Raw genomic sequence first — 23,491 nt, 5'->3', positions numbered from 1 at the left:
AAGGGACTGCAACAGAAATTAATTCTGCGCAGTCCCTTTTTCAATTAGAAGACTTGCTCAACTTCCACGACTCCAGGCACTTCTTCGAGCAATGCTCTTTCAATGCCTGCTTTCAATGTGATTGTCGAACTTGGGCATGTTCCGCAAGCACCTAGCAGGCGAAGCTTTACAACCCCCTCTTCGATATCAACGAGTTCACAGTCTCCCCCATCCCGGAGTAGGAATGGACGTAATTTATTTAGTACTTCTTGTACGGGTTCCATCATAGCTGTATCAGTCATTGTTTATTTCTCCCCTTTCATTATACTTATTATAATCTAACTCTCACTTGAAATACAAATGAATTATCCCCCAATAACTATAACGCCAACATTTATTGGATATTGTGCCGCTAATTCGCAACGACTGCCAGTTCGTTTCGGCAGTCGTTGACATCTATCACTTTTCAATTTCAACTTGTTTATCATCATTATTCTTCGACTGGATCTCCATCAGCTCTGAAATTGTCACAAATGTAAAACCTCTTTGCTGAAGCTCCGGCAATATTTCTTCGAGGGCCTTGACAGTTTGTTCCCGATTGCCTCCTCCATCATGAAAAAGCACAACGTTTCCTTCCTTTGCTCCATCCAAAACAAAACTGACTATTTTTTTGACACCCGGATGTTTCCAGTCCAGTGTATCCAAATGCCATGACCACATGACGACCTTATAGCCCTCTTTCGCAATGGCATCGATCATATCGTCGGTATAGTTGCCCTCCACAGGCCTGAATAATTTGGTCGAATACCCGGTGATGGCATATATCGTTTCATTGGTTTGTCTAATTTCCTTCAGTAGATTCGGGACGTTCGGGCTGCTTGGATGCGAGTATGTATGATTTGCAAGTTCATGTCCATCATCATACATACGTAATAGTATATCCGGATTCCTTTCGGCGTTCGCTCCAAGAACGAAGAACGTAGCTTTCGCATCATACTTTTTCAATAAATCCAATATTTCAGGAGTGTATTTCCGATGAGGCCCATCATCAAATGTTAAGGCAATCACCTTTTCATTTGTGTTTATATCCCATATGATTTGTCCAGCCTGCTCATAATACTGCCTACCTCTATTTGCAAAAGTGCTTTCAAACATTACAAAGAGCAGCATGGCAAACAAAAGTAATGAAATAAGCTTTTTCATGTCAGATACACTCCTAAGTAGTTTTATTCCTCCGTATTATTTGTTGTTTTACAATTAAAATGCATGCCTAAATAAGTAATTACGGTTTAAACTGATTGCCTATCTGTTCGCCAATATTGACTGATTGCAAAACTACTGAATATTGATAAACTAAAAGGTAGTGGGTTCAAATTGAGAATCGAAAGGGGTTTTGATCGTCGTGGAGAAGAACAAAGTGAAAATCGAAATTTACGGGGCGGATATAATTTGTGCAAGCTGTGTGAATGCACCTTCTTCAAAAGATACATACGAGTGGCTGCAAGCAGCAATCGGAAGAAAATATCCGGACCAGCCATTTGAGATTGAATATATCGATATTGAATCGGACATCGAAGATCCGAAAAAGAAAGGCATTGCCGAGCAAGTGTTGAATGATGAATATTTCTATCCGCTTGTCATTATCGAGGACGAAGTGATCGGCGAAGGCTATATCCAGTTGAAGCCGGTATTCAATGAATTGGAGAAACACGGATTTATTCCGGCGTGATGTTAATTAAATGATTAAAAACCAAAAACCTTTTCCCTATGATGCGGAAAAGGTTTTTTACTATTATCCGTTATGCCATTTGTACATCCAAAGCACGCCCGACTTCAATAGTCTTGCAATTCGTCCGGTGACAGTGCGGTCTGCAAGATAGGCGAAGCCTTGTTTCTTTCCTAACGAGCCCATGAAGCCTTTGAGCTTGATTTCGGGCATTTCTTTCGGCAAAGGTTCTTTATTCCATACGAGGCGTAGCACGCGGACGATCTGCTCCGCCTGTTCCTCTGCAAGCTGCGCGCTCGGTGCGTGCGGCAGATCAGCGATGTCACCGACAACGTACGCACTTTCATGACCCGGAATTTGATGGTATTGGTTCAGCACGATGCGTCCCCTGTTCTTCTCCACGTCCAATTCACGCGCGATTGCGACTGGCTGGATTCCGGCAGTCCATACGACGGCATCGACATGGATCTCGTCCTCGTGATTGTAAAGGACATTCTCTTCGACTTTCGTAATGTTCGAGTTGGAGATGACTTCCACTTCGTGCTTGTCGAACCAATCCTTGACGTAATTGCTTAGTCGTTCAGGGAAATCCTTCAGGATGCGTGGTCCTCTGTCGAATAATTTGATTTTCAGGTCCGGACGGCTTTCGCGCAACTCACTCGCAAGTTCAATGCCGCTCAATCCCGCGCCGACGATGCCGACTGTCGCACCTCCGCCAAGACCTTGAAGAAGCTTGTATGTGGCGCGCGACTGGCCGATCGTTTGGATGCTACTCGTATACTCCGCAGCTCCAGGGACGTCATGGTAATTATCCTCACAGCCGAGTCCGATCACAAGCTCGTCATACTTGACCTCTTCACCGTTTTTAAGGGCTATCGTTTTGTCTTCCAATTTGATTTCCGCGATTTCCCCTTCAACGACCTTCAGTTTTTCATGTGCAGGAAGCGCGACACGGATATCCGAATCCGGTGCTGTTCCCGCTGCCAATGCATAGAATTCTGTTTTAAGACTATGGAAAGGTGTCCTGTCAATCAATGTGATTTCCAGATCGGCGGGCAATTCTTTGTTGAGTAGACGAAGCAAAATGCGCATATTCCCGTAGCCTGCACCTAATAACACTAGTTTTCTCATAGTTTTCTCCTTTGCCAATCGATTTTCCGCTTAATTCTCATCACGATTATAACAGTTTGTGAGAAGTTTCACAATAAGACATCCTATTTGACGGCAGGTGAAAATAAGAGTAGCATGCCAAGTAGGTGAGGTGATCGTCGTGAATCCGATCGTAGAATTCTGTATGAGCAATCTTGCAAACGGTTCACAGAAGACATTGGAAGCGTTGGAAAGAGATCCAAATATAGATGTATTGGAATATGGCTGTCTCAGTTATTGCACAAGATGTGCTGAAGGATTATATGCCCTTGTCAACGGTGATGTCGTCGAAGCCGACTCTCCGGAAGAATTGACAGAACGGATTTATCAATACATTGAAGAAAATCCGCTATTTTAATTCCAAATAACCAAGAAAAGAACCGTAATTTTCATTGCGGTTCTTTTTTTCGTCCAGCTCCGGGCGCTAGGAGGCTGCCTTAATTTCTGCAAAAAGCGCAGAAATTAAGGCAAATCGAACCCTTCGTAGTTCGATTTGCTCAGGTCATAAGCCAAAGCTACTGCGTGGCAAACACCGCCACTTCGTATCTTTGTCTTATGCCGAGCGAGCGCCCTTCGCTTTTGGTTATTTCCAATCAGCTAATGATTTGTAAAAATACGTCGGACGTTCCAATTGCTCCAAAACTGTCTCTAAACTTGTCACGCCGCCTTCCACATGGATTGTATCAATTCCGAAGCGGATCCCTGCTAGGATGTCTGTTTCGTAATTGTCGCCAATCATGATCATTTCACCTTTCCTATACCCTTTTTGTTGAATGAAATGCAGCATATGCGACTCGGGTTTTCCAACATAGATGGCATTGCGTTCCGTTGTTGATTCCAAGAGCTTCACAAATGAACCATTTCCCGGGACAAGACCTTTTTCGGTAGGAAACGCCCGATCCCCATTCGTCGCAATAAAATGTGCACCTGCTCGGATTGCCAAACTCGCGGATGCAAGTTTTTCATATGTAATGCTGCGGTCGATTCCGACGATAACGACATCCGGGTTTTCTGAAGTTAGCTTGAAACCTTCTGAAACAAGTGCTTGTTCAAGACCTTCTTCTCCGATCATCATGATGGATGCACCGTTGAAATGCTCTTTGCAATATTTCGCGGCTGCAATTGCTGATGTCATAATGTGATCCCTTTCAGCCTTGATCCCCATTAAAAGAAGCTTTTTTTGAAATTGCTCAGCCGTGCGGGAAGAATTATTCGTTATATAATAAGGTTCTATGCCCCGACGTTGAAGTCCTTCAATCAAAAGGGCGGCTTCAGGAATCACTTCATTCCCCCGATAGACGGTACCATCCAAGTCAAAGCAGACCGCTTTATATCTGTCCATTTTTACTGCTCCAGCGGACTGAAGGCTGAAACGGGACCGAGTTCGTTCTCCAAGTAATGCCTTACCTTTATCGGGAATTGCTTAATTTCCTCTTTTGTTTCATTCAAAACTGCTTCGATTTCCTCATTATCCACTTCAACAAATTCACGGACGATCATTTTACGGAGTCCGATCACTTTTTTCAACGGGTCAGCCATTTCCGGGGAAATCACCTTTTCATCATCCATAATGTCGATTATATCGTCATAGCTTCCCGGATCGCGCATGATGAATCCGTCGATCATGGAATTGCCGACATCGATGATCGACTCGACGATCGTATGAGCAATCCTTTCAAGTGCCAAAGCGTGGACTTTGCTTTCATTCCATTTTTGATGCCCTTCGAATAAAGCAAGAAGGCTTTCCATATAAGCGAGTGTTTCATTGATTTTTTGACGGTCGATAAAGTACAAAATTGTTCCCTCCCGGTTGTCTAAACTCATGTCCATCATATCATAACGTACACATGAATGAACCGCCTTGTACACAGGTTCCTGCGTACGAGGCGGCTCATCCATTCTATTCCTGTTCTTGCTCCTGCTCTTGTTCGACTGGCTGCACCTTCACCCTTCCGACCTTCCTGAGGACGAAGTAGGCACAACCGAAATTGCAGTATTCATACAGGTAATCCTGCAATGTGCTGATTTTCGTTTCATAGGTCGATTTTGAATTACGATCCTCGTAAAACCCTTTCAGACGAAGCTGACCGTAACCCCAGTCACCTAAAATATAATCGTATTTGGAAAGCACATCACTGAACCGTGCGTTCAATGCTTCCTCGTTGAAACCATCCCGGTAATCTGTCATGATTTCATATTCAAAATTATTTATTGTTACCAAACTTATCACTTCCATTTTCAGCTTTGCACCGTTGTTTCTAACATTGCATCCCCGATCCGCTGTTTTTCTTTTGCAGCGGCGTTGACTTGTTCGTCCGCATGATAACTTGAACGTACCAATGGTCCTGCTTCACAATGTGAAAATCCTTTAGACATTGCAATTTTGCGGAGCTCTCCAAATTCTTGGGGTGTATAATATTTTTGGACTTTCAGATGTTTTTTCGTAGGCTGCAAATATTGGCCGATTGTCATGATATCGACTTTATGGGCACGCAAATCATCCATCGTTTCGATGATTTCTTCCATTGTCTCGCCAAGCCCAAGCATTAAGGAGGACTTTGTCGGGATTTCAGGATGCATTTCCTTTGCTCGAAGTAGAAGTTCCAAGGAACGATCATATGTTGCACGTGCTCGGACTCTCGGCGTCAATCTGCGAACCGTTTCAATATTATGGTTTAAGATGTCCGGTTTGGCATCCATCAAACGCTCGAGGTTGTCATAGTCCCCTCCCATATCTGACGGTAATACTTCGACAGTCGTGAATGGGTTTTTACGGCGGATGGCACGGATCGTTTCAGCAAACACTGCAGATCCCCCATCTTTCAAATCATCCCGCGCAACTGCTGTCACAACGACATGTTTCAAATTCATGAGAGAAACCGAGTCTGCAACGCGTTCCGGTTCTGCTAAGTCAAGCTCGTTCGGCAATCCTGTTTTCACTGCGCAGAAACGGCAAGCGCGTGTACAGACAGCGCCAAGGATCATGAATGTGGCTGTGCGGCGTTCGCCCCAGCATTCGTGAATGTTCGGGCAGCGGGCTTCTTCACAGACGGTATGTAAGTTTTTTTCGCGCATCAATTTTTTTAGGTCCGTATAGTTTTCGTTCGTGTTCAATTTTATTTTAAGCCAATCGGGCTTTCGAACATGTTCTGTCTTTTTCCCTATTTCTGGTCTACATGACACGATAACCGACTCCATTCCTATTTGCTTGTTTTGCAGTATATTACTTCTGTCAATGTAACATATATTCTGACTTCCAACAACTATCGGCAGCGGAAAAAAGACGTAGGAAAAATAAAGGAAAGCGCCGTGTTATGGGCGCTTTCCTTTTAAGTTGATTCATTTCAATCAGGGTCAGGCTCTGCTTTTTGATTTGGCCACTGCCCAAAATATGCTTCCCGCTAATCCTCCCCAAATGACGAGGATTCCAAGAATCATCATGAAAATAGCTCCACCGCTCATAGCGAATCCTCCTTATCGATTGTCGTAGTCTGTTGAATCCGTTGCATTCTTGTTCCATTTTAGTACTGTAAAGATGATGGCCATGACGATGGCGAATAATGCGACCATCCAACCCGTTGACATGATGAATGCATTCGAATATCCTTCGTAGTTTCCATTGTCCGTCTCATGCAATTTAAAGATATTGATGCGCAGCAAATCGAACATCATATATCCAAGTACAATTGGTGTAACGACACTTAGACAAACTTTCCACCACATGCCGACACGTATATCCGAAATTTCATTTGCATGGTTTTCGAAAACGCGAAGCTTTTTGAAGACCCAAGCAATCAAGATGACTTCGACCAAACCGATTGCGGCTACACCGAATTGGTTGATGAAGTAGTCGGCCACGTCCAGGAAATATAATCCCCCGCGTGTTGCGAACAGCAATGAGATGATTGCTGCCAATCCGACTCCGAATACGACGGACTTCGTACGCGAAACGTTGAATTTATCCTGCACCCCTGCAATATACGTCTCACAGATTGAGATGAGTGAGGTGAGACCCGCCAAGACAAGCGACAGGAAGAACAGGGCACCGAACAGCCCACTCATTCCCGGCATTTCATTGATGATTTTCGGGAATACGACGAATGCGAGCCCAACGCCTGCAGAAGCAACTTCCGCAACTGATGTGTTCGCTTGCGTCGCCATGAATCCTAGTGCTGCGAACACTCCGATACCTGCAAGCAATTCAAACCCCGAGTTCGCAAACCCAGTGATGAATGCGTTATTCGTAATGTCCGATTTCTTCGGCAAATAACTTGAGTATGTGATCATGATAGCAAAGGCGATCGATAAACTGAAGAAAATATGTCCATACGCCGCAACCCATACTTGCGAATTTGCCAGCTTACTCAAATCCGGTTTAAAGAATGCCTCGAGTCCGAGAACCGCTCCGTCAAGCGTAAGCGCCCGGATGACGACGAGAAGAAATACGACGACAAGCATCGGTATGAATATCCGATTCGCCAATTCGATTCCACGTTTGACCCCTGCCAATAAAATGATGAAAGCGAGTGCCCAAACTAAGAGCAGCGGAAGAAGCACGCCTGGCACAATCCCGCCAACCTCTCCAGGAGTATCTGCCAAATTCAAAACGCTTCCGAACAGGAATCCTCCTGTATCATCCCCCCACGCTGTATTAAAGGAGTAGATCGTGTACTTCATCGCCCAAGCGATAATGACTGCATAATACGTTGAAATGACGAACGAAACGAAAATGCCCCACCAGCCCAACCACTCGGCCCCTTTTCCTTTCATACGAAAGAATGATAGTGGCGCAGATCCCCGATACTTATGACCTATCGTGAATTCCATGATCAGAATCGGAATTCCTGCGGTTAGGAGTGCAAATAAGTAAGGTATGAAAAATGCCCCTCCGCCGTTTTCATACGCAACGTATGGAAAACGCCAGATATTTCCTAACCCGACAGCTGATCCGACAGCCGCCAAAATAAAGCCGGCACGGGTCCCCCATTGCGAACGCTGTTCCATAATAAATCCCCTTTCCCTTTCCCTTTATTAATCTGTTAAAAGATTACCATTTTCAGATTATTATATAATCTTAAGACAAGTATATCCGTCTTAGTATCTATTGTCAAAATGTTTTTTATTGAAGAAATACCCAGCTCACATATGAAGTTTCCCTTTCGTCATGGGAATCCAGTACTGTCCCGGTAGTGGAAATTTATGATTGGTGGGTACAGTTTATGCTTCATTCCAAAAAAAAACTGCCACATCCGCCGAGTGTCCGGCGGGTGTGACAGTTAATCATTAAAAGGAAGTTGCTTTCACTTCCGCTTTATTCCGTTTTGACGTCCATACAGTGAACAAGCCTGCGATAAGAATAATGACCGCCGCAAGTCCGATCCAAACCGAACCAGTGAGCCCTAGGATAAAGTAGCCGATTGCAGCAATGCCTGCAGAAATCAAGGCATATGGAAGCTGTGTCGAAACATGGTCCATATGGTTGGATCCCGCACCGGTCGAGGACAGGATTGTCGTATCGGAAATCGGTGAACAGTGATCTCCGAATACAGCTCCTGCCAATACGGCCGATAACGCCGGCAGCAGCAATTCAGGTTCTGCATTGATCATAATCGTTCCGGCGATCGGGAGCAGTATCCCGAATGAGCCCCACGAAGTCCCGGTAGAAAATGCCATTAAGCCCGCAAGGATAAACATAATGACGGGCAGGAAGTTAACGGGAACATTCGACTGCTCCACGACGCTAGACAGGAATGGTCCTGTTTCCAACACGCCGATCAAATGCGTCAACGCCCATGCAAAAATCAAGATGAGAATCGCCGGCATCATCGCACCCGCACCACTGAAAAATGCCTTACTTACGAGGCTATACGAAGCTGTCTCGTTTTTCCCCATTTGGGAAATGTACAGAACCGCTGCCAATAATGTTCCCGCTAGGCCACCTACGACCAATGACATCGGAACATCCGTGTTTTCGAAAATCGTCCAGATGCTCGTCGAGCCGCCGATGCGGTAGCCTGTCCAAATCATCATTCCTAATGTTACAACGACGAGTGTAATGATTGGCGCAATCAAATCAATGACACGTCCATGGGAGTGAATCGGGAAATCCTCTTTCAATTGACCAGGGATTTCTTTCTTCGGATCGAAAAGCTCTCCTTTTTCTTGGGCGCGCGTCTCATGTTTTTTCATTTCAAAGTAATCGTTATTCGTCCAAGCAAAGAAGAACACCATTGCCAATGTAGCGATGACATAAAAGTTCATCGGCGCCATCATTAGAAACGCGGACAGCGGCGAGTAGCTGATTGCAGCAGATGTGCCAAAAATCAGAGCCAATTGGCCGATCAGAAATGCTCCCCAGCTGGAAATCGGCGAAATAACGCAAATCGGTGCAGACGTTGAATCGATGAAATACGCCAATTTCGCCCTTGAAATACGGTGCTGGTCCGTAATTGGACGTGCGATTTGTCCGACCGCTAATGAATTGAAATAATCATCCACAAAAATAAGGATTCCGATCAGCACAGTGAGCAGCTTTGCACCGCGTCTCGTTTTAATGCGCTTGACCGCCCATTCCGCAAAAGCCCTGCTTCCGCCGGACAAGCTGACAAATGCCGTAATGACACCTAGTAATAAAATGAAGATCATGATGAAAATATTATAAACATTCAATTCCCCTTCAGACCAGAAAGAGACGATCATAGCAGTCCAAAGATTTTTCAACGTATCGACCGGTGCAAAACTGGCGACTAATAATGCTGCCGTCACAATTCCCGATCCAAGCGATAATAATACCCTTTTCGTCGCCAATACCATCACAATTGCCACGATTGGCGGTAAAATCGAAACCCAAGTGCCTATCATAAAAACATTCCTCCAATTTTTGATTGAAGAACTAGTAGTGGGGAAATCCAAAAGCGGATGGTGGCGGTTAACTGTGATAGGCATAAGGCAGAACTGCGAAACGGCGCTTTTTGCCTTGCAGCAGAGCTGACTTATGACCCGAGCAAATCGAACTGCAATGGGTTCGATTTGCCGTATTTCTGCGGTTTTTGCAGAATTTAAGGCAGCTTTCCACCACCAGGAGCTAGACGTAAAAAAAAACCGACACCCTTTGCACTAGAATGTGCATCAGGTGTCGGCTTATTCTACGATTCGTTTGAAAGATAATCTAAGATGTTTTATCTAACGTACGATCTGTAGCTCATCATGCGATATATGCATGACAGTGCCATTCCTATTCGGAATGACCCCAGCTTGGATGGGTCGGCGTTCCATTCCAGCTTCGGCAAAACTTCCTTTCACGGGCGGTCATCGATGCCAATCTCGCGTCCATTACTCATAAGCCTTGCAGCCTCTACCTAATCGGTGTTCCTCTTGTTATACTAGCATAACACAAATTTAGCATTTTTCAAGGGCCGTTATTGTTTACCGCCGGGATTGAATGGAACTTCAATTTGCGGAGGGTTGCCTCCGCCCCCATTATAAATTTGAGGAATCGGGCTTTGGATCAATCCGATGGCTACAGGTATCCGCTGTTCCACGACGCTTCTCCGTGTTGCTAGCGGAACGACGATCTGGACGTTGACTTTCACCAATATATTCACTTCAATCATTGCGTTATTGATGCCGAACTCTGTAATATCAGTCTCTACGTTCGTCTGTACTTCCCCGATGACATGAAACCGGATTGGTATTTTCGGTCCGAAGTTCCCGATCAGTGGAAGACCGGCAGCTTGCCCCATCGGTACAAAAAAGACGACCCCTCCGGAACCATCCATCGCTTTCGGATCGTATTCGATATTCTCGCTGAGCGGAAGCATTTCCAACTTACCGCTTTCCGCCATTTTGAGATGCGACTCCACAAGACCATGGATTTCCGCCCTTGTTTTATTGATGATTTCGGCATTAAGTGTATTTGCCACCATTCCCTGTGAATCATTCGGCACATTTTCCATGATTTCTTTCACATCGTAAATTTCGGTGGACCTTGATTTAATTGCCTGCGTTATGACATGTGCCGCTATATTCTCCGTTTGGATTTCCGCATATGAAAGATAAACCGGAGTGAGCTTTGAGTTGACAAAATAGAGAAAAAGAACGACTGTCACGATGAACGCTGGAAAGATGAGCGGCAACAGGCGCCGCTTCCGGCGGGGCCTGCCATTTTGACTGGAACGGCGATAGCGGTTCCTTTTTTTATAATTTCGAGATGGCTGCCCATAAAATCTCAAAACGACCCCTCCTGCCTAATATTATGCAGGAACAGGGCCGTTCATTCTCGTTTATACCTTGCATTCCTCGTATCCGGATCGATACGATTATCTCTTTTCATTCCATACCAAATGAAGACATCCCGGATCAGTTCCGGCATATGATACTCCTTCTCCGCGGTTTTCAATGAAGGGAAAAAGTAGCCGAATGTGAACATATCTAGCGTTGCCAACGTGTACGTTTTTCCAGCAATCACTTTTCGATTGCCGGCATACAATTCCCCAGCGTCTGTCCGAAAAAGCCTTTCAAAAATCATTTTCCCCATGAATGTGCCACGAAAGCCGAGCCCTTTGATTTCTGTCTCCGGCCATGATTCATTTTTGGATAGTCTGTAAACTTCCAGCAGTTCCGCCCCGTCCAACGTTACTGTACAAGGATTGATAGGGTGTGGCAGCAAGGCGTGCACCATGCGTTTCGTCACCCAGCCCTTGTCGAGGCTCCCTAGGAATATCCCCGCATTGAACATGGCACAATCCGCACCTGTGTATTCGACCAATGCCCTTCCGAAAAATGAAGATATTGGACTGTCCACGAAGAGCTGTTGTTTTAATGGGCTTGCGGTGTAGAAGACGTTCTCTTCAAGCGTTTCATTCCCAGTGTGGATCAGTTCATTCACTTCCTGTACGTCCTCTTCCCGACTTTCCAGCTCAGCCACACGAATCACTTCAGCGCTTTTATCGACGATCTTCATATCGCAATCGACGTGGATTTCAACATGTCCGACGTACTCGCCGAATTTGCCTGTGGCGGCTAGCAACGTGTCATTCACCATTTCACCTTCCGGGAATAAATGATGGGTATGCGCACCTAAAATGACGTCGATCTGCTTGCATTCTTCCGCAAGCAGCCTGTCTTCATTCACGCCTAAATGGGATAGGCAGATGATCATGTCCGTCTTATGCCGAATTTGTTCGGCAACTTTTTTCAATTCCTGTCTCGGTTCTTCGATGAGCCAACCTAATTTCGCATAAAAGGCCGTATACATTGCAGTCGCACCGATGACGCCAACTCTGATGCCCGAAGCTGTTTCATAAATCACGTAAGGATTCAGCCATTGCGGGAGCGAACCGTCTGTCTCTGTTAAATTGCAAAGGATGACGTCGAAATCAGCGCCTTCGTAAAGGGAGTTCAATGCTTTTTTCGACATTGTGATCCCTTCATTGTTGCCGATTGTCACCGCGTCATATCCGGCCCTGTTCAGCAATGCAACATTGCCCTTGCCGGATGTCCCTTCTGTGAATGGGTGCGACCGATCGACATGATCTCCGATGTCGAAAATGAAGCAAGCCTCTTCTGCCGAATCATTGAGCCCTCTCTGTGTTTGGAGATACCTGCTAATCTTTGGCCAGCTGTCAAAATGGCTATGGATATCATTCGTATGATACAAATGGATTGTTTCTTCACGGCGTCTCATGGCTCATCCCCAAATCCCATCGATGATCGACCTTACTCCGAACAATAACAGCATGATGCGCAGCACAAGCACTAATGTATCCGAATTCATCTTTTTATTGAGCATCGTCCCGATCGTACCGCCGATATAGGCTCCTGGAATGACAGGAAGCGCATATAGCCAAGGCACATGTCCCAACGAAATATGGCTGGCCGAGTTTACGATCGCTGACAGGAAGACGATGAACATCGATGTACCGACAGCGATATGCGGCGGGAACAGGAACAGCAGAATGAGCGCCGGCACAATCATCGTGCCTCCCCCGATGCCGAATAGTCCTGAAGCAAACCCGATGATGAATGTCAGTACAAGTGCAAACCAGATCGGATACCCATACACATGGGTGTCTCCATGGGTATCGATAAATGTCATCTGCTTGCCGTGATTGACAAACCATTGAATCGGCTTTAAGTATTTGCGAGCAAGCAATAGAATGGAAAGGACGATAAGCAAGATTCCGAAGTATAAATTAAATGATGGCAAATCCATTCCTTTATTCACAAACGCTCCTATCATCAAACCCGGTATGGAGCCTGCGAAAAAGATCCATCCTGTCCGGAAGTCGACCGTCTTCGCTTTCATATGCGAAATGGTTGATGAAAGACCATTAAAAACCATCATGATGACTGAAATTCCGACTACGCTTTGCGGCGTGATGCCCGGAATCCAACCGAAATTGATCCCTACCAATAATGTGAGCGGCACGAGAATCGTTCCGCCTCCGAGTCCGACAATCGACCCCATCACGCCGGATATTGCACCGATAATTGCCAACAACAGATACGCCATTTTTATTCCTCCTCAAAAAAGTCAAGCTGCTTAGGTGCAAGTGCCTGGAAGTCAATGCCCATCATTTTTTGAAAGCGTTTAGCGTTCTCGGCTGCATGGCCACCAGAGTTATTATTGAAGATAACATAAATATTTTCTGCTTCGTTCTCTAACTTGTGGACTGCTTGACGGATTTCATCCAATTCATTGTCTTCATAATTATAGAGGTAGCGGACTTTGCGCCACGCCTCATTGTCGCCTGTCGTGTTGCGCCAGCCATTCACATTCCTGCCGTGAAGTCGGACAAACACTTTATCGCTTCGTGTCGTTTCAGCGACAAGCGGGACGCTGCCAACGCCGGATTGTGGTTCATCACAAACCGTGTGAATGAAATTCAGTTCCTTAAGGAAGGAAAGTGTCTTTTCCTGCATGGATGGAGCGTACCAAGATTGATGGCGGAATTCGATTGCGACGTCGTATCCTTCCAGCTGAGTTCGAATGTATCTGATCTGGTCGACATTTTCTTTTATGCAATCAAACCATGGCGGAAATTGAACGAGAATCATAGCAAGCTTTCCGGCGAGCCGCATCGGATCGACGGAAAGCTTGAACTGCTGGAACATTTCTTCCGGAGTTGAATAGGGCAGTTTGCCTCGTTGATGCCCGGTCATTCCTTGGTACGCTTTGACGATGAATTGAAAATCGTCTGGTGTTTCGTCAATCCATTTGCGGATATTGCGCTCCGGTTGGATGGCGTAAAACGATGCATCGAGTTCGACGATCGGAAAGTGGGCGCTGTAATCCATCAATTTTTCATTTTTCTTGGAGGTAGGAGAGTAGACGTCCGGATGGTCGCCCCATCCTGTCAATCCAACTTGAATCATAGTATCCCTCTTTTCCGTTCGTAGATGAATATTTTCATCATATCATATGTCAGCGGGCTGATTCCGCCATTTTGCATAGACATGATTAGACAAGGTATGAATGGATTGGTACCCCGATTGCCGCTCCAGGTGGACGCTTTCCGCGGGCGAGCGGTGAGCCTCCTCAGTCGCTTCGCTCCCTCCGGGGTCTCCCCTGTCTCGCTTTCCCGCAGGAGTCGCCACCTTCCGCTTCAATCCTCGATAATATTCTAATACTTAAAAAAATAAAATAAAAAACCACCTGAAAAAGGCGGTTTTTTGCAATGAGATAATATTCTAATAATAAATAGTAGACTCTGTTAAAAGGAAATTAAACAATTATATTTAAGTGAATAGAATTGTTTTTTCAAAAAACAACCCACTTCTCTTACCTAGAAATTCACTTTTTCCTCTCAATATAGTCCGATACTTGTTCAATATGCTTATCTATTCTTTGAATCAATTTTTTTGTCATTAGTTGAAAACTTGTCTGTTGATTGGGTAACCAAGCAATTAAAAATGAACGATGACCGGCTAAGTAGTTATTTAAATGTGAGAGCGAATAAAATTTGCGTACGTAAGAATTACTTACAATTTTACCATTAATTTTTTCCAAGAGATTTTTTTGACGCAGGTCTTCTTTAGATAACATATCTAATACAAATAAAACACTTCTGATTTCTTTTAACTTTTTACGGGATAGTCTTATCTTGTCATCTATAACGAAACCATTTATTGAAAAAAATCCTATACCACGTCGAATCTTATTGTAGTTTAATTCCATCTCGTACTCTTTCAAAATTCCGACTATTAAATTTATAAGCCGTTCACTATGTATTACATCTCGATAGCTTGAAAACAAAAGGTCATCAGCGTAACGTGTGTACTCTATGTTCGTATCAAAGCAATATTTTTGTATCCTTGCATCTATACGTCTGAAAACCAAGTTAGAAATCACAGGGGATGTTTTCGCACCCATTGGCAGTTTACCGTCTAATGTGATGGCAGAGACTGTCCAATTTAAAACAGCTTCTTTTTCAATTGGATTTTCAATCTTAAAATATTCATCTAAAGTTCTTTTTATAATGTTCTCATTAATACTAGGAAAGAAGTTTTTAATATCTAATTTGAGAAATAGCTTGTTTTTTTGGTGATAGGGGTCATTTACATGTGATTCTAAAAACGTTCGGTAACTTCGCCCTTGAACAAATCCGTGTGCAGCGTCACTTAAATAAAAAGTATTGAACAAATTACGATTCAATCTTTCTTGAAAACGAGCTAGAATATTACCGCCAGGTAGTGTATAGACTACACGTTCTTTGCCATTCAATTGTTTTAATTTAATCGGAATATACCAAGAATGTTCTATTTTCGGTAACTCTTGATCGCTTATTTTCAATATATTTCTAAGAAAATCTTTTTTACTAACAACATATTTTTCCATTATTATCATCCTTAGAAAGATGATCCAAAATGAGTACGTCTGGAAACAATTCTGCGCGTTAGCGCAAATACCGTTGAAGCGCGATATATGCGCAAAAGTAAAACTTTATCTGCTTGGAATTTGGACAACAAACGAAGATTTCCAGGCCTTCGTTATGCCTTCAACAAGCTTATTGGCTACTCATTTTAGATCATCTTATCAATCTTATTTATAATACCATAGATATCAGGAAACTTCTCTTTAAAAATCTCTCTTCTAACTTCTATTGATTCCTCCTTATCTATATCTTCAAAGATCGAATTAATGAATTCTGTTATCCAACCACTAGTTTTAGTGAAACTATACTTACCATTAAATTGCTCCTTACGACACTTTAGATCTTCAGAGTTTCCACCAACTAGTTGGCGCAGTCTAAATAAGATCTCTCTTTTTGATAGACTTTCTTCTCGAAATTCTATTTTAAATATTCGTAAAAAGTCCTCCATATTGTTTTCATTAATCAATGCCCCTTCTAATGTCGGAAATAATAAATAAACTCCAAACAATTCGTAATACCTTTTTAAATCACGTATCATTTGTTCATATTTTTTTCTCATGGGCTCTTCCATAGTTCCTACCTCTGTGTTGATTTTAAATTCTAAGTCTTCATATTCTAAGATTCTTGCATTTATTATTTCTAACATCCATCTATTCTTTATAAATTTTGCCCTTAATTCCTTTTTGAAAGCTTCGCTAAAAGGGCTGTATTCTTCTTTTTTCTTAATCCCCACTTTAAAAGTTCTCTTTTTTTCCTCGTCCTTTGTTGTGGAGTACTTATCTTCTAATGCTTTATCGATATCTGCTACTATTAGATAAGGAATTGGTAAATTCATTTTTGAAGGAGTCAATGTTTGCAACAATACACTATTCGTTAAAGTTGGAGAAACTTCTACTTTCTTCATTTTAGGAAACAACTCTTGAATTTTCGGGTTCTTAAAGACTTCTAACTCAGATTGACCTTCTACAATTAAAATAAAACTCCCAAAGTAATAACTGGCTTCCCTTTCAGAAAAAATTATTCTTGATCGTGCATTTGTTAGTTTAGGTATTTTGTTTAAAACTGAATATTTATCTTTAAGATAAAACTTATAAACAGATTCTCCTTGTCTCATAACTTCTGCTAAATAACGAGATGAATGTGTACTGATAAAAAATTGAATACCCTTTGATAAGAATAGTAGATCCTTTATTTCGTCGATGTATTGAGGATGTAAACCTAATTCAGGTTCATCGATTATTATAATTGGGCTTTTAACCTTTTCTTGTTCTAGCTTCTGAACCAGTGTTACTAATAACTTTAGATAACTTAATGAATTTGTTTCTGTAGAGAAATAATTCAGTTCGAAACCGTCTCGATTTATTTTAGACCCTCGTAATGCCAATTGATATATTGCAGCTAACTGAGATTGGTTTGATTCTTTCTGCAAATTGTATCCTGAACTTTCAAATACATTTTCGATATATTTTACATTTTCCTTGAAGTTTTCTGCTGTTTTTCCTGTGAAAACATTATTAAAACTGGTTGATTCCTCGTAATCAAAAATGTTGCCTAAACTGCCGATAATCTCCCAAATAAAATCCCATTTTTGAAAATCAGTTTCGTGTGTACTTATTAAATAGATTGGATGAGAGTTATGAATTAAATATCTATACTCATATGGTAAGTTCCATTGAATTCCTTTTCGTTTATTTTGAGTTAATACTAAAGTGAAGGAATCCTTCTCCTTTAGTTGAGCAAGCGACCGTTTTATTTTTTCAGTATAATTATTATTAGCTACTCGTTTATTTGAATCAATCAACCTGCTTAGATTGAAACGTATTTTTATTTTCAACTCATAATTATAACGGTTATTTTGGTCATAATATTCCTCGGAATAATTATCCTCAATTAAATTATCAAAGAAATATTTAATAGCTTTAAATAAGGTGGTTTTTCCAGAACCATTTTTCCCTATAAAGCTTTGAATATGGTCTTCTCCATTTACAAAAACATCTTCAAGTGATTTAAATCCTTGAACGTGAATGAATTGAATCACTCTAGGATTCCCTCCTTTAAATCAGAATAACTCAATGATATTGGCTTAATAATTATGTACTAAGATTAAATCACTATATTTCACGTAGGTTCTTTTTGATTTGATAACGGCAAGTTTTGTTAAAAAGCACAATAATTCCTGCTTTAAAAATTAAGCGGTCAAACCCTATACAAAAATCCCCGTCACACCTAATTGTGACGGGGGTATTGGGATATTATCCGATAGAACCTTCCATCTCGAACTTGATCAGGCGGTTCATTTCTACTGCGTATTCCATCGGCAATTCTTTTGTGAATGGCTCGATGAAGCCCATGACGATCATTTCTGTCGCTTCGAGCTCAGGAATTCCGCGGCTCATCAAGTAAAAGAGCTGCTCTTCCGATACTTTCGAAACTTTCGCTTCGTGCTCGAGTGAAATGTTGTCGTTCAGGATTTCGTTGTATGGAATCGTATCGGACGTCGATAGTTTATCCATGATGAGCGTGTCACACTCGATGTTCGCGCGTGCGCCATCTGCACGGCGTCCGAAGTGGACGATTCCGCGGTACGTAACTTTACCGCCGTGTTGGGAAATCGATTTCGAAACGATTGTGGATGACGTGTTCGGCGCCAAGTGCATCATTTTAGCTCCTGCATCTTGGTGCTGACCTTTACCAGCCAAAGCGATGGACAATGTCATACCGCGTGCACCTTCACCTTTAAGGATACATGCAGGGTATTTCATTGTAAGCTTCGAGCCGATGTTGCCGTCTACCCATTCCATCGTAGCGTTCGCTTCACACACCGCACGCTTCGTAACTAGGTTGTAAACGTTGTTCGCCCAGTTTTGAATCGTCGTGTAACGGCAGTACGCGTCTTTTTTAATGATAATCTCAACGACCGCACTATGAAGTGAATTCGTCGTGTAAACAGGTGCTGTACATCCTTCTACGTAGTGGACGCTTGCGCCTTCGTCGACAACGATCAACGTACGCTCGAATTGACCCATGTTTTCCGAGTTGATACGGAAATAAGCTTGAAGTGGCGTTTCCACTTTAATGCCAGGTGGTACATAGATGAATGAACCACCGGACCAAACAGCAGAGTTCAACGCTGCGAACTTGTTGTCTGTGTTCGGAATGACAGTTCCCCAATACTTCTTAAATAGCTCTTCGTTTTCACGCAAAGCCGAGTCTGTATCTTTAAAGACGATTCCCATGTCTTCAAGTTCTGATTTCATGTTGTGGTAAACAACTTCAGATTCGTACTGTGCAGAAACACCAGCAAGGTATTTTTGCTCAGCTTCAGGAATCCCTAGTTTATCGAATGTACGCTTGATTTCTTCCGGCACTTCATCCCAAGAACGCTCTGTCGCTTCGGAAGGTTTTACGTAATATGTGATTTCGTCGAAGTTCAGGGAATTCAAATCGCCGCCCCATTGTGGCATCGGTTTGCTATAGAAGATTTCAAGGGATTTTAGACGATAGTCCAGCATCCATTGTGGCTCTTCTTTCATCCTCGAGATTTCTTCAACAATTTCACTTGTCAACCCACGTTCCGAACGGAAAACAGATACATCCTTATCTGCGAAACCATATTTGTAATCGCCAATTTCAGGCATTTTCTTAGCCATCAATATTCCTCCGTTCTTTCATTTGTATTGCTTGCCCCGGTTGTCCGGAAATTTCCCGGCAGCCGTTTTCGGATTCATTGCGCGGACTCGGATTCTTCCCCGATTCCTTTTTCCATCGCTTTCCACGCAAGCGTTGCACATTTGATGCGCGCAGGGAATTTGGCAACTCCGGAAAGGGCTTCGATATCGCCGAAGTCGATGGAGTCGTCGATTTCTTTTCCGAGCATCATATCCGAAAATAGATGGGCATATTTCACAGCCGTGTCGACATCTTTATTTTTGATGATTTGCGTCATCATCGATGCGGATGCCATGGAGATCGAACAGCCTTCCCCTTCAAACTTTGCGTCTTGCACGATGCCATCCTCGACTTTAAGGGTCAGATGGATGACATCCCCGCAAGTCGGGTTATTCATGTCGATTGTGACGTTGTTCTCTTCCAGCACACCTTTATTCCTTGGATTTTTATAATGATCCATGATGACTGAACGATATAGCTGGTCTAAATTATTTGTAGGCATTATTGGAAATACTCCTTTGCAATACGGAGTCCTTCTACGAGACGGTCAACATCTTCTTCCGTATTATACACATAGAAGCTTGCACGGGCTGTCGCTGAACATTCAAGCCATTTCATAAGCGGCTGCGCACAATGGTGACCTGCCCGCACTGCGATTCCGTTCATATCTAAAACCGTGGCAAGATCATGTGGATGGACATTATCCAAATTGAACGTCACGATGCCTGCACGCTTCTTCGGATCATGCGGTCCATAAATCGTCAGACCGTCCATCGATGACATTTTCTCCATCGCATAACCCGCAAGCTCGTGTTCATGCCGTTCGATTTGATCCAAACCGATTTCTTCCAAAAAGTCGATGGCGGCGCCTAATCCGATTGCTCCGGCAATGATTGGCGTTCCTCCTTCGAATTTCCACGGAAGCTCTTTCCAAGTGGATTCATACAGACCGACAAAATCGATCATTTCACCACCGAATTCAACCGGCTCCATCTCATTCAATAATTCTTTCTTTCCATAAAGGACACCAATCCCCGTAGGGCCGCACATTTTATGGCCTGAAAAAGCGAGAAAATCGCAGTCCAATTTTTGGACATCCAATTTCAAATGAGGGGCGGCCTGCGCTCCATCGACGACCATAACGGCGCCATGAGCATGCGCAATCTCTGTAATTTCCTTGATTGGATTCATCGTGCCGAGCACATTGGATACATACATGATCGATACGATCTTCGTACGATCCGTCACTGTTTCACGCACTTTATCAAGGGAGAGTGTGCCGTCTTCTTCTAATTCGATAAACTTCAGGACTGCACCTTTTTCCTTCGCCAATTGCTGCCACGGAATAATATTGGAATGGTGTTCCATATGGGTGATGACGATTTCATCGCCTTCGCCGACATTCGTTCGCCCATAGCTTTGGGCTACCATATTGAGGGCTGTCGTCGTACCGCGAGTGAAGATCACTTCTTGCGTCGATTTCGCATTGATGAACTTGCGGACTTTTTCACGCGCCCCTTCATAATGATCGGTAGCCCGGTTGCCCAATGTATGGACTCCGCGGTGGACGTTTGCGTTATCGTACATATAGTATTCACTGATTGCTTCAATGACTTGCCGCGGCTTTTGGGAAGTCGCGGCGCTATCTAAATAAACGAGCGGGTGCCCGTTGATTTCCTGGTCAAGTATCGGGAAATGTTTGCGGATCTCTTTGCTGAGCATTAGCGCACTTTCCTTTCGATAACCTCCGTCAATTGCTTCTTGACGCCTTCGATAGGCAATTTGCTTACGACAGGTGCTAGGAAACCATGAATGACAAGGCGTTCTGCTTCCTGTTGTGAAATTCCACGGCTCATCAAGTAGAACAATTGAAGCGGATCCACACGGCCAACTGATGCAGCGTGGCCTGCAGTTACATCATCTTCGTCGATCAAGAGGATCGGGTTCGCGTCTCCGCGTGCTTTCTCACTTAGCATCAAAATGCGTGACTCCTGAACCGCATTCGATCTTGTAGCGCCTTTGGCAATTCTGCCGATGCCGTTGAAGATTGAAGAAGCGGATTCTTTCATAACGCCGTGCTTAAGGATGAATGCATCTGTATCAAGTCCCCAGTGGACGATTTCGGAAGTGAAGTTCTGCCTTTGGCTTCCACGGCCGACAACGACAGTCTTCATATCACTTGAAGAGCCGTTTCCAACGAGGTGCGTGATGTTCTCTGAAATTGTATCGCTGTCGTTCATCAACCCTAACGCCCATTCGATACGGCTGTTCAAACCAGCTACTCCACGGCGGTTGACGTATGTCGTGAATCCTTTTGCAAGGACGTCCACTGCGCCATAGATGACCTTCGCATTATCGCCCGTGAACACTTCCGCGATGATATTCGCCTGTCCTGCAGCCTCTTCCACAGTCGACAAATAGTTTTCAACATATGTCACAGAGCTGTTCGCTTCAGCTACGACGATCACGTGGTTGAAAAGAGAAGCTTGTGCGTCATCGTGTAAAAACAGCACTTGAAGCGGTTCTTCAACGACAACATCTTTCGGAACATAGACGAATACGCCGCCGTTGATAAGCGCTGCGTGTAAAGCAGTCAATTTATGCTCATCCACTTTCACGCCATCCGTCATGAAATACTTCTTCATCAAGTCGGCATGTTCGCGTGAAGCAGTGAAAATGTCTGTAAGGATAACACCTTTTGCTTTCAATTCATCTGAAAGGGAAAGGAATGCAGGTGTATTGTTATGCTGTACGTAAAGATTGTTTTGATTCTCTTCGACCAATTCTTTCGCTTCTGCAGGCAAGTCAGCGATGGAAGCGAATGTTGTACTTTCCACTGCGTGGGCAGGGAAATCTACAAAGTTCCATTTGTCGATTTTCGTTTTATCTGGTGTTGGCATCGGAAGCTGTTCCACTTTCGCTAACGCATCTGCGCGGAATTCTGCCATCCAATCGGCTTCATTCATGTTTGCGGAAAAAGAGCGGACGTCCTGTTCGGTCAATGCCATTTTCGTTTCAACCGTCATTTTGAATCGTCCCCTTTCTTATGCTTCTTGTCCAACTGTTTCGTCTTCGATCCCTAGTTCTTCTTTGATCCAATCATAACCGCTCTCTTCAAGTTGCTTCGCAAGTTCCGCTCCGCCGGATTTAACGACTCTGCCTTGCATCATAACGTGTACAAAGTCAGGTGTGATGTAGTTGAGAAGGCGTTGGTAGTGAGTGATGATCAGGCATCCGAATCCTTCTCCGCGCATTTCGTTGATTCCGTTGGAAACGACTTTCAATGCATCGATGTCGAGCCCGGAGTCGATTTCATCGAGAACTGCGAATTTTGGTTTCAACATCATCAATTGGAGGATTTCATTGCGTTTTTTCTCTCCGCCGGAGAATCCTTCGTTCAAGTAACGAGTTGCCATATCTTGATCCATTTCAAGGACGTCCATTTTGCTGTCCAATTCACGGATGAATTTCATAAGGGATATTTCATCGCCTTCTTCACGGCGCGCGTTGATTGCTGAGCGCATGAAGTCTGCGTTTGTTACGCCAGTGATTTCACTTGGGTATTGCATTGCAAGGAAAAGTCCCGCTTTAGCGCGCTCATCCACTTCCATTTCTAGGACATCTTCGCCGTCAAGCAAGACAGAGCCGGAAGTTACCTCATATTTCGGGTGGCCCATGATTGCGGATGCAAGTGTCGATTTACCGGTTCCGTTAGGTCCCATGATCGCATGGATCTCACCTGTATTGATTGTTAGGTTGACGCCTTTCAATATTTCTTTACCTTCAATTTCGACGTGAAGGTCTTTGATTTCCAAAGTTGCCATTCCAATACCTCCAATATGATAAAGATGAACGGGGTAAACCATTCTCTATTTAGTATCATTCTAATTTTAGCTCATTCTGCACGTTGTTGCAAATCATTGAGGATTATTATCATTTTATGGGGAATATACGAGTATTCGAATGTTTTATCTTATTATTTGTAAGGTAGCCCATTTTCAATTATCCCGCTCTTACTGAGAATCAATGAAAATAGTTTTATTTATAAAGAAAAAGTAGAAGAAGGGAATTGTTGTTTTTCCTTCTTCTACTT

Annotated in this window: 23 protein-coding genes and 1 riboswitch; of the genes, 2 read left to right on the top strand and 21 right to left on the bottom strand. The window is 43.5% G+C overall.

Translation table 11 applies throughout. The annotated features are described in order from the left end of the window. Nucleotides 1-44: 44 nt before the first annotated feature. Together ACFPTP_RS05080 and ACFPTP_RS05075 are read right to left on the bottom strand one after the other, a co-directional pair. Nucleotides 45-281 (bottom strand): NifU family protein, encoded by a 237-nt coding sequence (locus tag ACFPTP_RS05080; protein ID WP_060210554.1) that lies wholly within the window; start codon nt 279-281, stop codon nt 45-47. A gap of 157 nt (nt 282-438) precedes the next feature. Further along, nucleotides 439-1,182 carry a polysaccharide deacetylase family protein gene (locus tag ACFPTP_RS05075; RefSeq protein WP_381442711.1) on the bottom strand — a complete coding sequence of 248 codons (744 nt, stop codon included), beginning with the start codon at nt 1,180-1,182 and terminating at the stop codon, nt 439-441. A 199-nt stretch (nt 1,183-1,381) separates the two neighbouring features. Between ACFPTP_RS05075 and ACFPTP_RS05070 the strand changes: the two genes are divergently transcribed. Further along, nucleotides 1,382-1,708 (top strand): YuzD family protein, encoded by a 327-nt coding sequence (locus ACFPTP_RS05070; protein WP_381442709.1) that lies wholly within the window; start codon nt 1,382-1,384, stop codon nt 1,706-1,708. Nucleotides 1,709-1,771: 63 nt separating this feature from the next. Here the strand turns inward: ACFPTP_RS05070 and ACFPTP_RS05065 are convergent, their stop codons facing one another. After that, nucleotides 1,772-2,836: an NAD(P)/FAD-dependent oxidoreductase gene (locus tag ACFPTP_RS05065; protein WP_381442708.1), complete on the bottom strand. Its 1,065-nt coding sequence runs from the start codon at nt 2,834-2,836 to the stop codon at nt 1,772-1,774. Nucleotides 2,837-2,975: 139 nt separating this feature from the next. Between ACFPTP_RS05065 and ACFPTP_RS05060 the strand changes: the two genes are divergently transcribed. After that, complete coding sequence (locus ACFPTP_RS05060; RefSeq protein ID WP_381442706.1) at nt 2,976-3,212, top strand: YuzB family protein; 237 nt, start codon at nt 2,976-2,978, stop codon at nt 3,210-3,212. 225 nt (nt 3,213-3,437) lie between these two features. On the opposite strand, the gene ACFPTP_RS05055 is transcribed toward ACFPTP_RS05060, so the two are convergent. The 18 genes from ACFPTP_RS05055 to sufC all read right to left on the bottom strand — a co-directional run bounded on the left by ACFPTP_RS05055 (nt 3,438) and on the right by sufC (nt 23,222). Then, nucleotides 3,438-4,196, bottom strand: a complete 759-nt coding sequence (locus ACFPTP_RS05055) for a TIGR01457 family HAD-type hydrolase (RefSeq protein ID WP_381442705.1) — start codon at nt 4,194-4,196, stop codon at nt 3,438-3,440. Nucleotides 4,197-4,198: 2 nt separating this feature from the next. Then, nucleotides 4,199-4,648 (bottom strand): DUF86 domain-containing protein, encoded by a 450-nt coding sequence (locus tag ACFPTP_RS05050; RefSeq protein ID WP_381442704.1) that lies wholly within the window; start codon nt 4,646-4,648, stop codon nt 4,199-4,201. A gap of 106 nt (nt 4,649-4,754) precedes the next feature. After that, entirely contained in the window at nt 4,755-5,075 is a 321-nt protein-coding gene (locus tag ACFPTP_RS05045) for a YutD family protein (RefSeq protein WP_381442702.1), read from the bottom strand. Between the two features lie 17 nt (nt 5,076-5,092). Beyond that, nucleotides 5,093-6,052 (bottom strand): lipoyl synthase, encoded by a 960-nt coding sequence (gene lipA / locus ACFPTP_RS05040; RefSeq protein WP_381442700.1) that lies wholly within the window; start codon nt 6,050-6,052, stop codon nt 5,093-5,095. Nucleotides 6,053-6,208: 156 nt separating this feature from the next. Beyond that, complete coding sequence (locus ACFPTP_RS05035; RefSeq protein ID WP_381442699.1) at nt 6,209-6,316, bottom strand: methionine/alanine import family NSS transporter small subunit; 108 nt, start codon at nt 6,314-6,316, stop codon at nt 6,209-6,211. 12 nt (nt 6,317-6,328) lie between these two features. Continuing rightward, nucleotides 6,329-7,858, bottom strand: coding sequence for a sodium-dependent transporter (locus tag ACFPTP_RS05030; RefSeq protein WP_381442697.1), 1,530 nt, complete (start codon nt 7,856-7,858; stop codon nt 6,329-6,331). 279 nt (nt 7,859-8,137) lie between these two features. Beyond that, nucleotides 8,138-9,715, bottom strand: a complete 1,578-nt coding sequence (locus tag ACFPTP_RS05025) for a Na+/H+ antiporter NhaC family protein (RefSeq protein ID WP_381442696.1) — start codon at nt 9,713-9,715, stop codon at nt 8,138-8,140. 328 nt (nt 9,716-10,043) lie between these two features. Then, nucleotides 10,044-10,219: riboswitch (Lysine riboswitch) on the bottom strand. Between the two features lie 53 nt (nt 10,220-10,272). Then, nucleotides 10,273-11,085: a sporulation protein YunB gene (gene yunB, locus ACFPTP_RS05020; RefSeq protein WP_381442694.1), complete on the bottom strand. Its 813-nt coding sequence runs from the start codon at nt 11,083-11,085 to the stop codon at nt 10,273-10,275. Between the two features lie 41 nt (nt 11,086-11,126). Then, complete coding sequence (locus ACFPTP_RS05015; RefSeq protein WP_381442692.1) at nt 11,127-12,539, bottom strand: bifunctional metallophosphatase/5'-nucleotidase; 1,413 nt, start codon at nt 12,537-12,539, stop codon at nt 11,127-11,129. 3 nt (nt 12,540-12,542) lie between these two features. Beyond that, nucleotides 12,543-13,367: a sulfite exporter TauE/SafE family protein gene (locus ACFPTP_RS05010; protein WP_381442691.1), complete on the bottom strand. Its 825-nt coding sequence runs from the start codon at nt 13,365-13,367 to the stop codon at nt 12,543-12,545. Nucleotides 13,368-13,369: 2 nt separating this feature from the next. Continuing rightward, nucleotides 13,370-14,230, bottom strand: a complete 861-nt coding sequence (locus ACFPTP_RS05005; protein WP_381442689.1) for a DUF72 domain-containing protein — start codon at nt 14,228-14,230, stop codon at nt 13,370-13,372. 418 nt (nt 14,231-14,648) lie between these two features. Then, nucleotides 14,649-15,692: a reverse transcriptase family protein gene (locus tag ACFPTP_RS05000; RefSeq protein ID WP_381442688.1), complete on the bottom strand. Its 1,044-nt coding sequence runs from the start codon at nt 15,690-15,692 to the stop codon at nt 14,649-14,651. Nucleotides 15,693-15,877: 185 nt separating this feature from the next. Then, nucleotides 15,878-17,767, bottom strand: coding sequence for a retron Eco8 family effector endonuclease (locus ACFPTP_RS04995; RefSeq protein WP_381442687.1), 1,890 nt, complete (start codon nt 17,765-17,767; stop codon nt 15,878-15,880). A gap of 214 nt (nt 17,768-17,981) precedes the next feature. Further along, the gene (sufB, locus tag ACFPTP_RS04990) at nt 17,982-19,379 is read right to left on the bottom strand and encodes a Fe-S cluster assembly protein SufB (protein WP_381442685.1); all 1,398 of its coding nucleotides are present in this window, start codon (nt 19,377-19,379) and stop codon (nt 17,982-17,984) included. 74 nt (nt 19,380-19,453) lie between these two features. After that, nucleotides 19,454-19,900 (bottom strand): Fe-S cluster assembly sulfur transfer protein SufU, encoded by a 447-nt coding sequence (gene sufU / locus ACFPTP_RS04985; RefSeq protein ID WP_381442683.1) that lies wholly within the window; start codon nt 19,898-19,900, stop codon nt 19,454-19,456. Continuing rightward, a complete protein-coding gene (locus ACFPTP_RS04980; RefSeq protein WP_381442681.1) occupies nt 19,900-21,120 on the bottom strand; it encodes a cysteine desulfurase in 1,221 nt (406 codons plus the stop codon). The genes sufU and ACFPTP_RS04980 overlap by 1 nt, the downstream gene beginning before the upstream one ends. Continuing rightward, nucleotides 21,120-22,424, bottom strand: a complete 1,305-nt coding sequence (gene sufD / locus ACFPTP_RS04975; RefSeq protein WP_381442680.1) for a Fe-S cluster assembly protein SufD — start codon at nt 22,422-22,424, stop codon at nt 21,120-21,122. The genes ACFPTP_RS04980 and sufD overlap by 1 nt, the downstream gene beginning before the upstream one ends. A gap of 18 nt (nt 22,425-22,442) precedes the next feature. Beyond that, nucleotides 22,443-23,222, bottom strand: a complete 780-nt coding sequence (gene sufC / locus ACFPTP_RS04970) for a Fe-S cluster assembly ATPase SufC (protein ID WP_381442679.1) — start codon at nt 23,220-23,222, stop codon at nt 22,443-22,445. Nucleotides 23,223-23,491: the final 269 nt, after the last annotated feature.

This window comes from Sporosarcina koreensis (genome assembly GCF_042655825.1).
Lineage (GTDB): Bacteria > Bacillota > Bacilli > Bacillales_A > Planococcaceae > Sporosarcina > Sporosarcina koreensis.
This window is presented reverse-complemented; position numbering and strand designations above follow the sequence as displayed.

What these genes read in the sequence shown, in the direction of transcription:
- ACFPTP_RS05035 (WP_381442699.1), bottom strand. Translation starts at nt 6,316, where the DNA reads ATGAGCGGTGGAGCTATTTTCATGATGATTCTTGGAATCCTCGTCATT.
- ACFPTP_RS05080 (WP_060210554.1), bottom strand. Translation starts at nt 281, where the DNA reads ATGACTGATACAGCTATGATGGAACCCGTACAAGAAGTACTAAATAAA.
- ACFPTP_RS05010 (WP_381442691.1), bottom strand. Translation starts at nt 13,367, where the DNA reads ATGGCGTATCTGTTGTTGGCAATTATCGGTGCAATATCCGGCGTGATG.
- ACFPTP_RS05055 (WP_381442705.1), bottom strand. Translation starts at nt 4,196, where the DNA reads ATGGACAGATATAAAGCGGTCTGCTTTGACTTGGATGGTACCGTCTAT.
- ACFPTP_RS05025 (WP_381442696.1), bottom strand. Translation starts at nt 9,715, where the DNA reads ATGATAGGCACTTGGGTTTCGATTTTACCGCCAATCGTGGCAATTGTG.
- sufB (WP_381442685.1), bottom strand. Translation starts at nt 19,379, where the DNA reads ATGGCTAAGAAAATGCCTGAAATTGGCGATTACAAATATGGTTTCGCA.
- ACFPTP_RS05075 (WP_381442711.1), bottom strand. Translation starts at nt 1,182, where the DNA reads ATGAAAAAGCTTATTTCATTACTTTTGTTTGCCATGCTGCTCTTTGTA.
- sufU (WP_381442683.1), bottom strand. Translation starts at nt 19,900, where the DNA reads ATGCCTACAAATAATTTAGACCAGCTATATCGTTCAGTCATCATGGAT.
- ACFPTP_RS05065 (WP_381442708.1), bottom strand. Translation starts at nt 2,836, where the DNA reads ATGAGAAAACTAGTGTTATTAGGTGCAGGCTACGGGAATATGCGCATT.
- lipA (WP_381442700.1), bottom strand. Translation starts at nt 6,052, where the DNA reads ATGGAGTCGGTTATCGTGTCATGTAGACCAGAAATAGGGAAAAAGACA.
- ACFPTP_RS05000 (WP_381442688.1), bottom strand. Translation starts at nt 15,692, where the DNA reads ATGGAAAAATATGTTGTTAGTAAAAAAGATTTTCTTAGAAATATATTG.
- ACFPTP_RS04980 (WP_381442681.1), bottom strand. Translation starts at nt 21,120, where the DNA reads ATGCTCAGCAAAGAGATCCGCAAACATTTCCCGATACTTGACCAGGAA.
- ACFPTP_RS05015 (WP_381442692.1), bottom strand. Translation starts at nt 12,539, where the DNA reads ATGAGACGCCGTGAAGAAACAATCCATTTGTATCATACGAATGATATC.
- sufD (WP_381442680.1), bottom strand. Translation starts at nt 22,424, where the DNA reads ATGACGGTTGAAACGAAAATGGCATTGACCGAACAGGACGTCCGCTCT.
- ACFPTP_RS05030 (WP_381442697.1), bottom strand. Translation starts at nt 7,858, where the DNA reads ATGGAACAGCGTTCGCAATGGGGGACCCGTGCCGGCTTTATTTTGGCG.
- ACFPTP_RS05005 (WP_381442689.1), bottom strand. Translation starts at nt 14,230, where the DNA reads ATGATTCAAGTTGGATTGACAGGATGGGGCGACCATCCGGACGTCTAC.
- sufC (WP_381442679.1), bottom strand. Translation starts at nt 23,222, where the DNA reads ATGGCAACTTTGGAAATCAAAGACCTTCACGTCGAAATTGAAGGTAAA.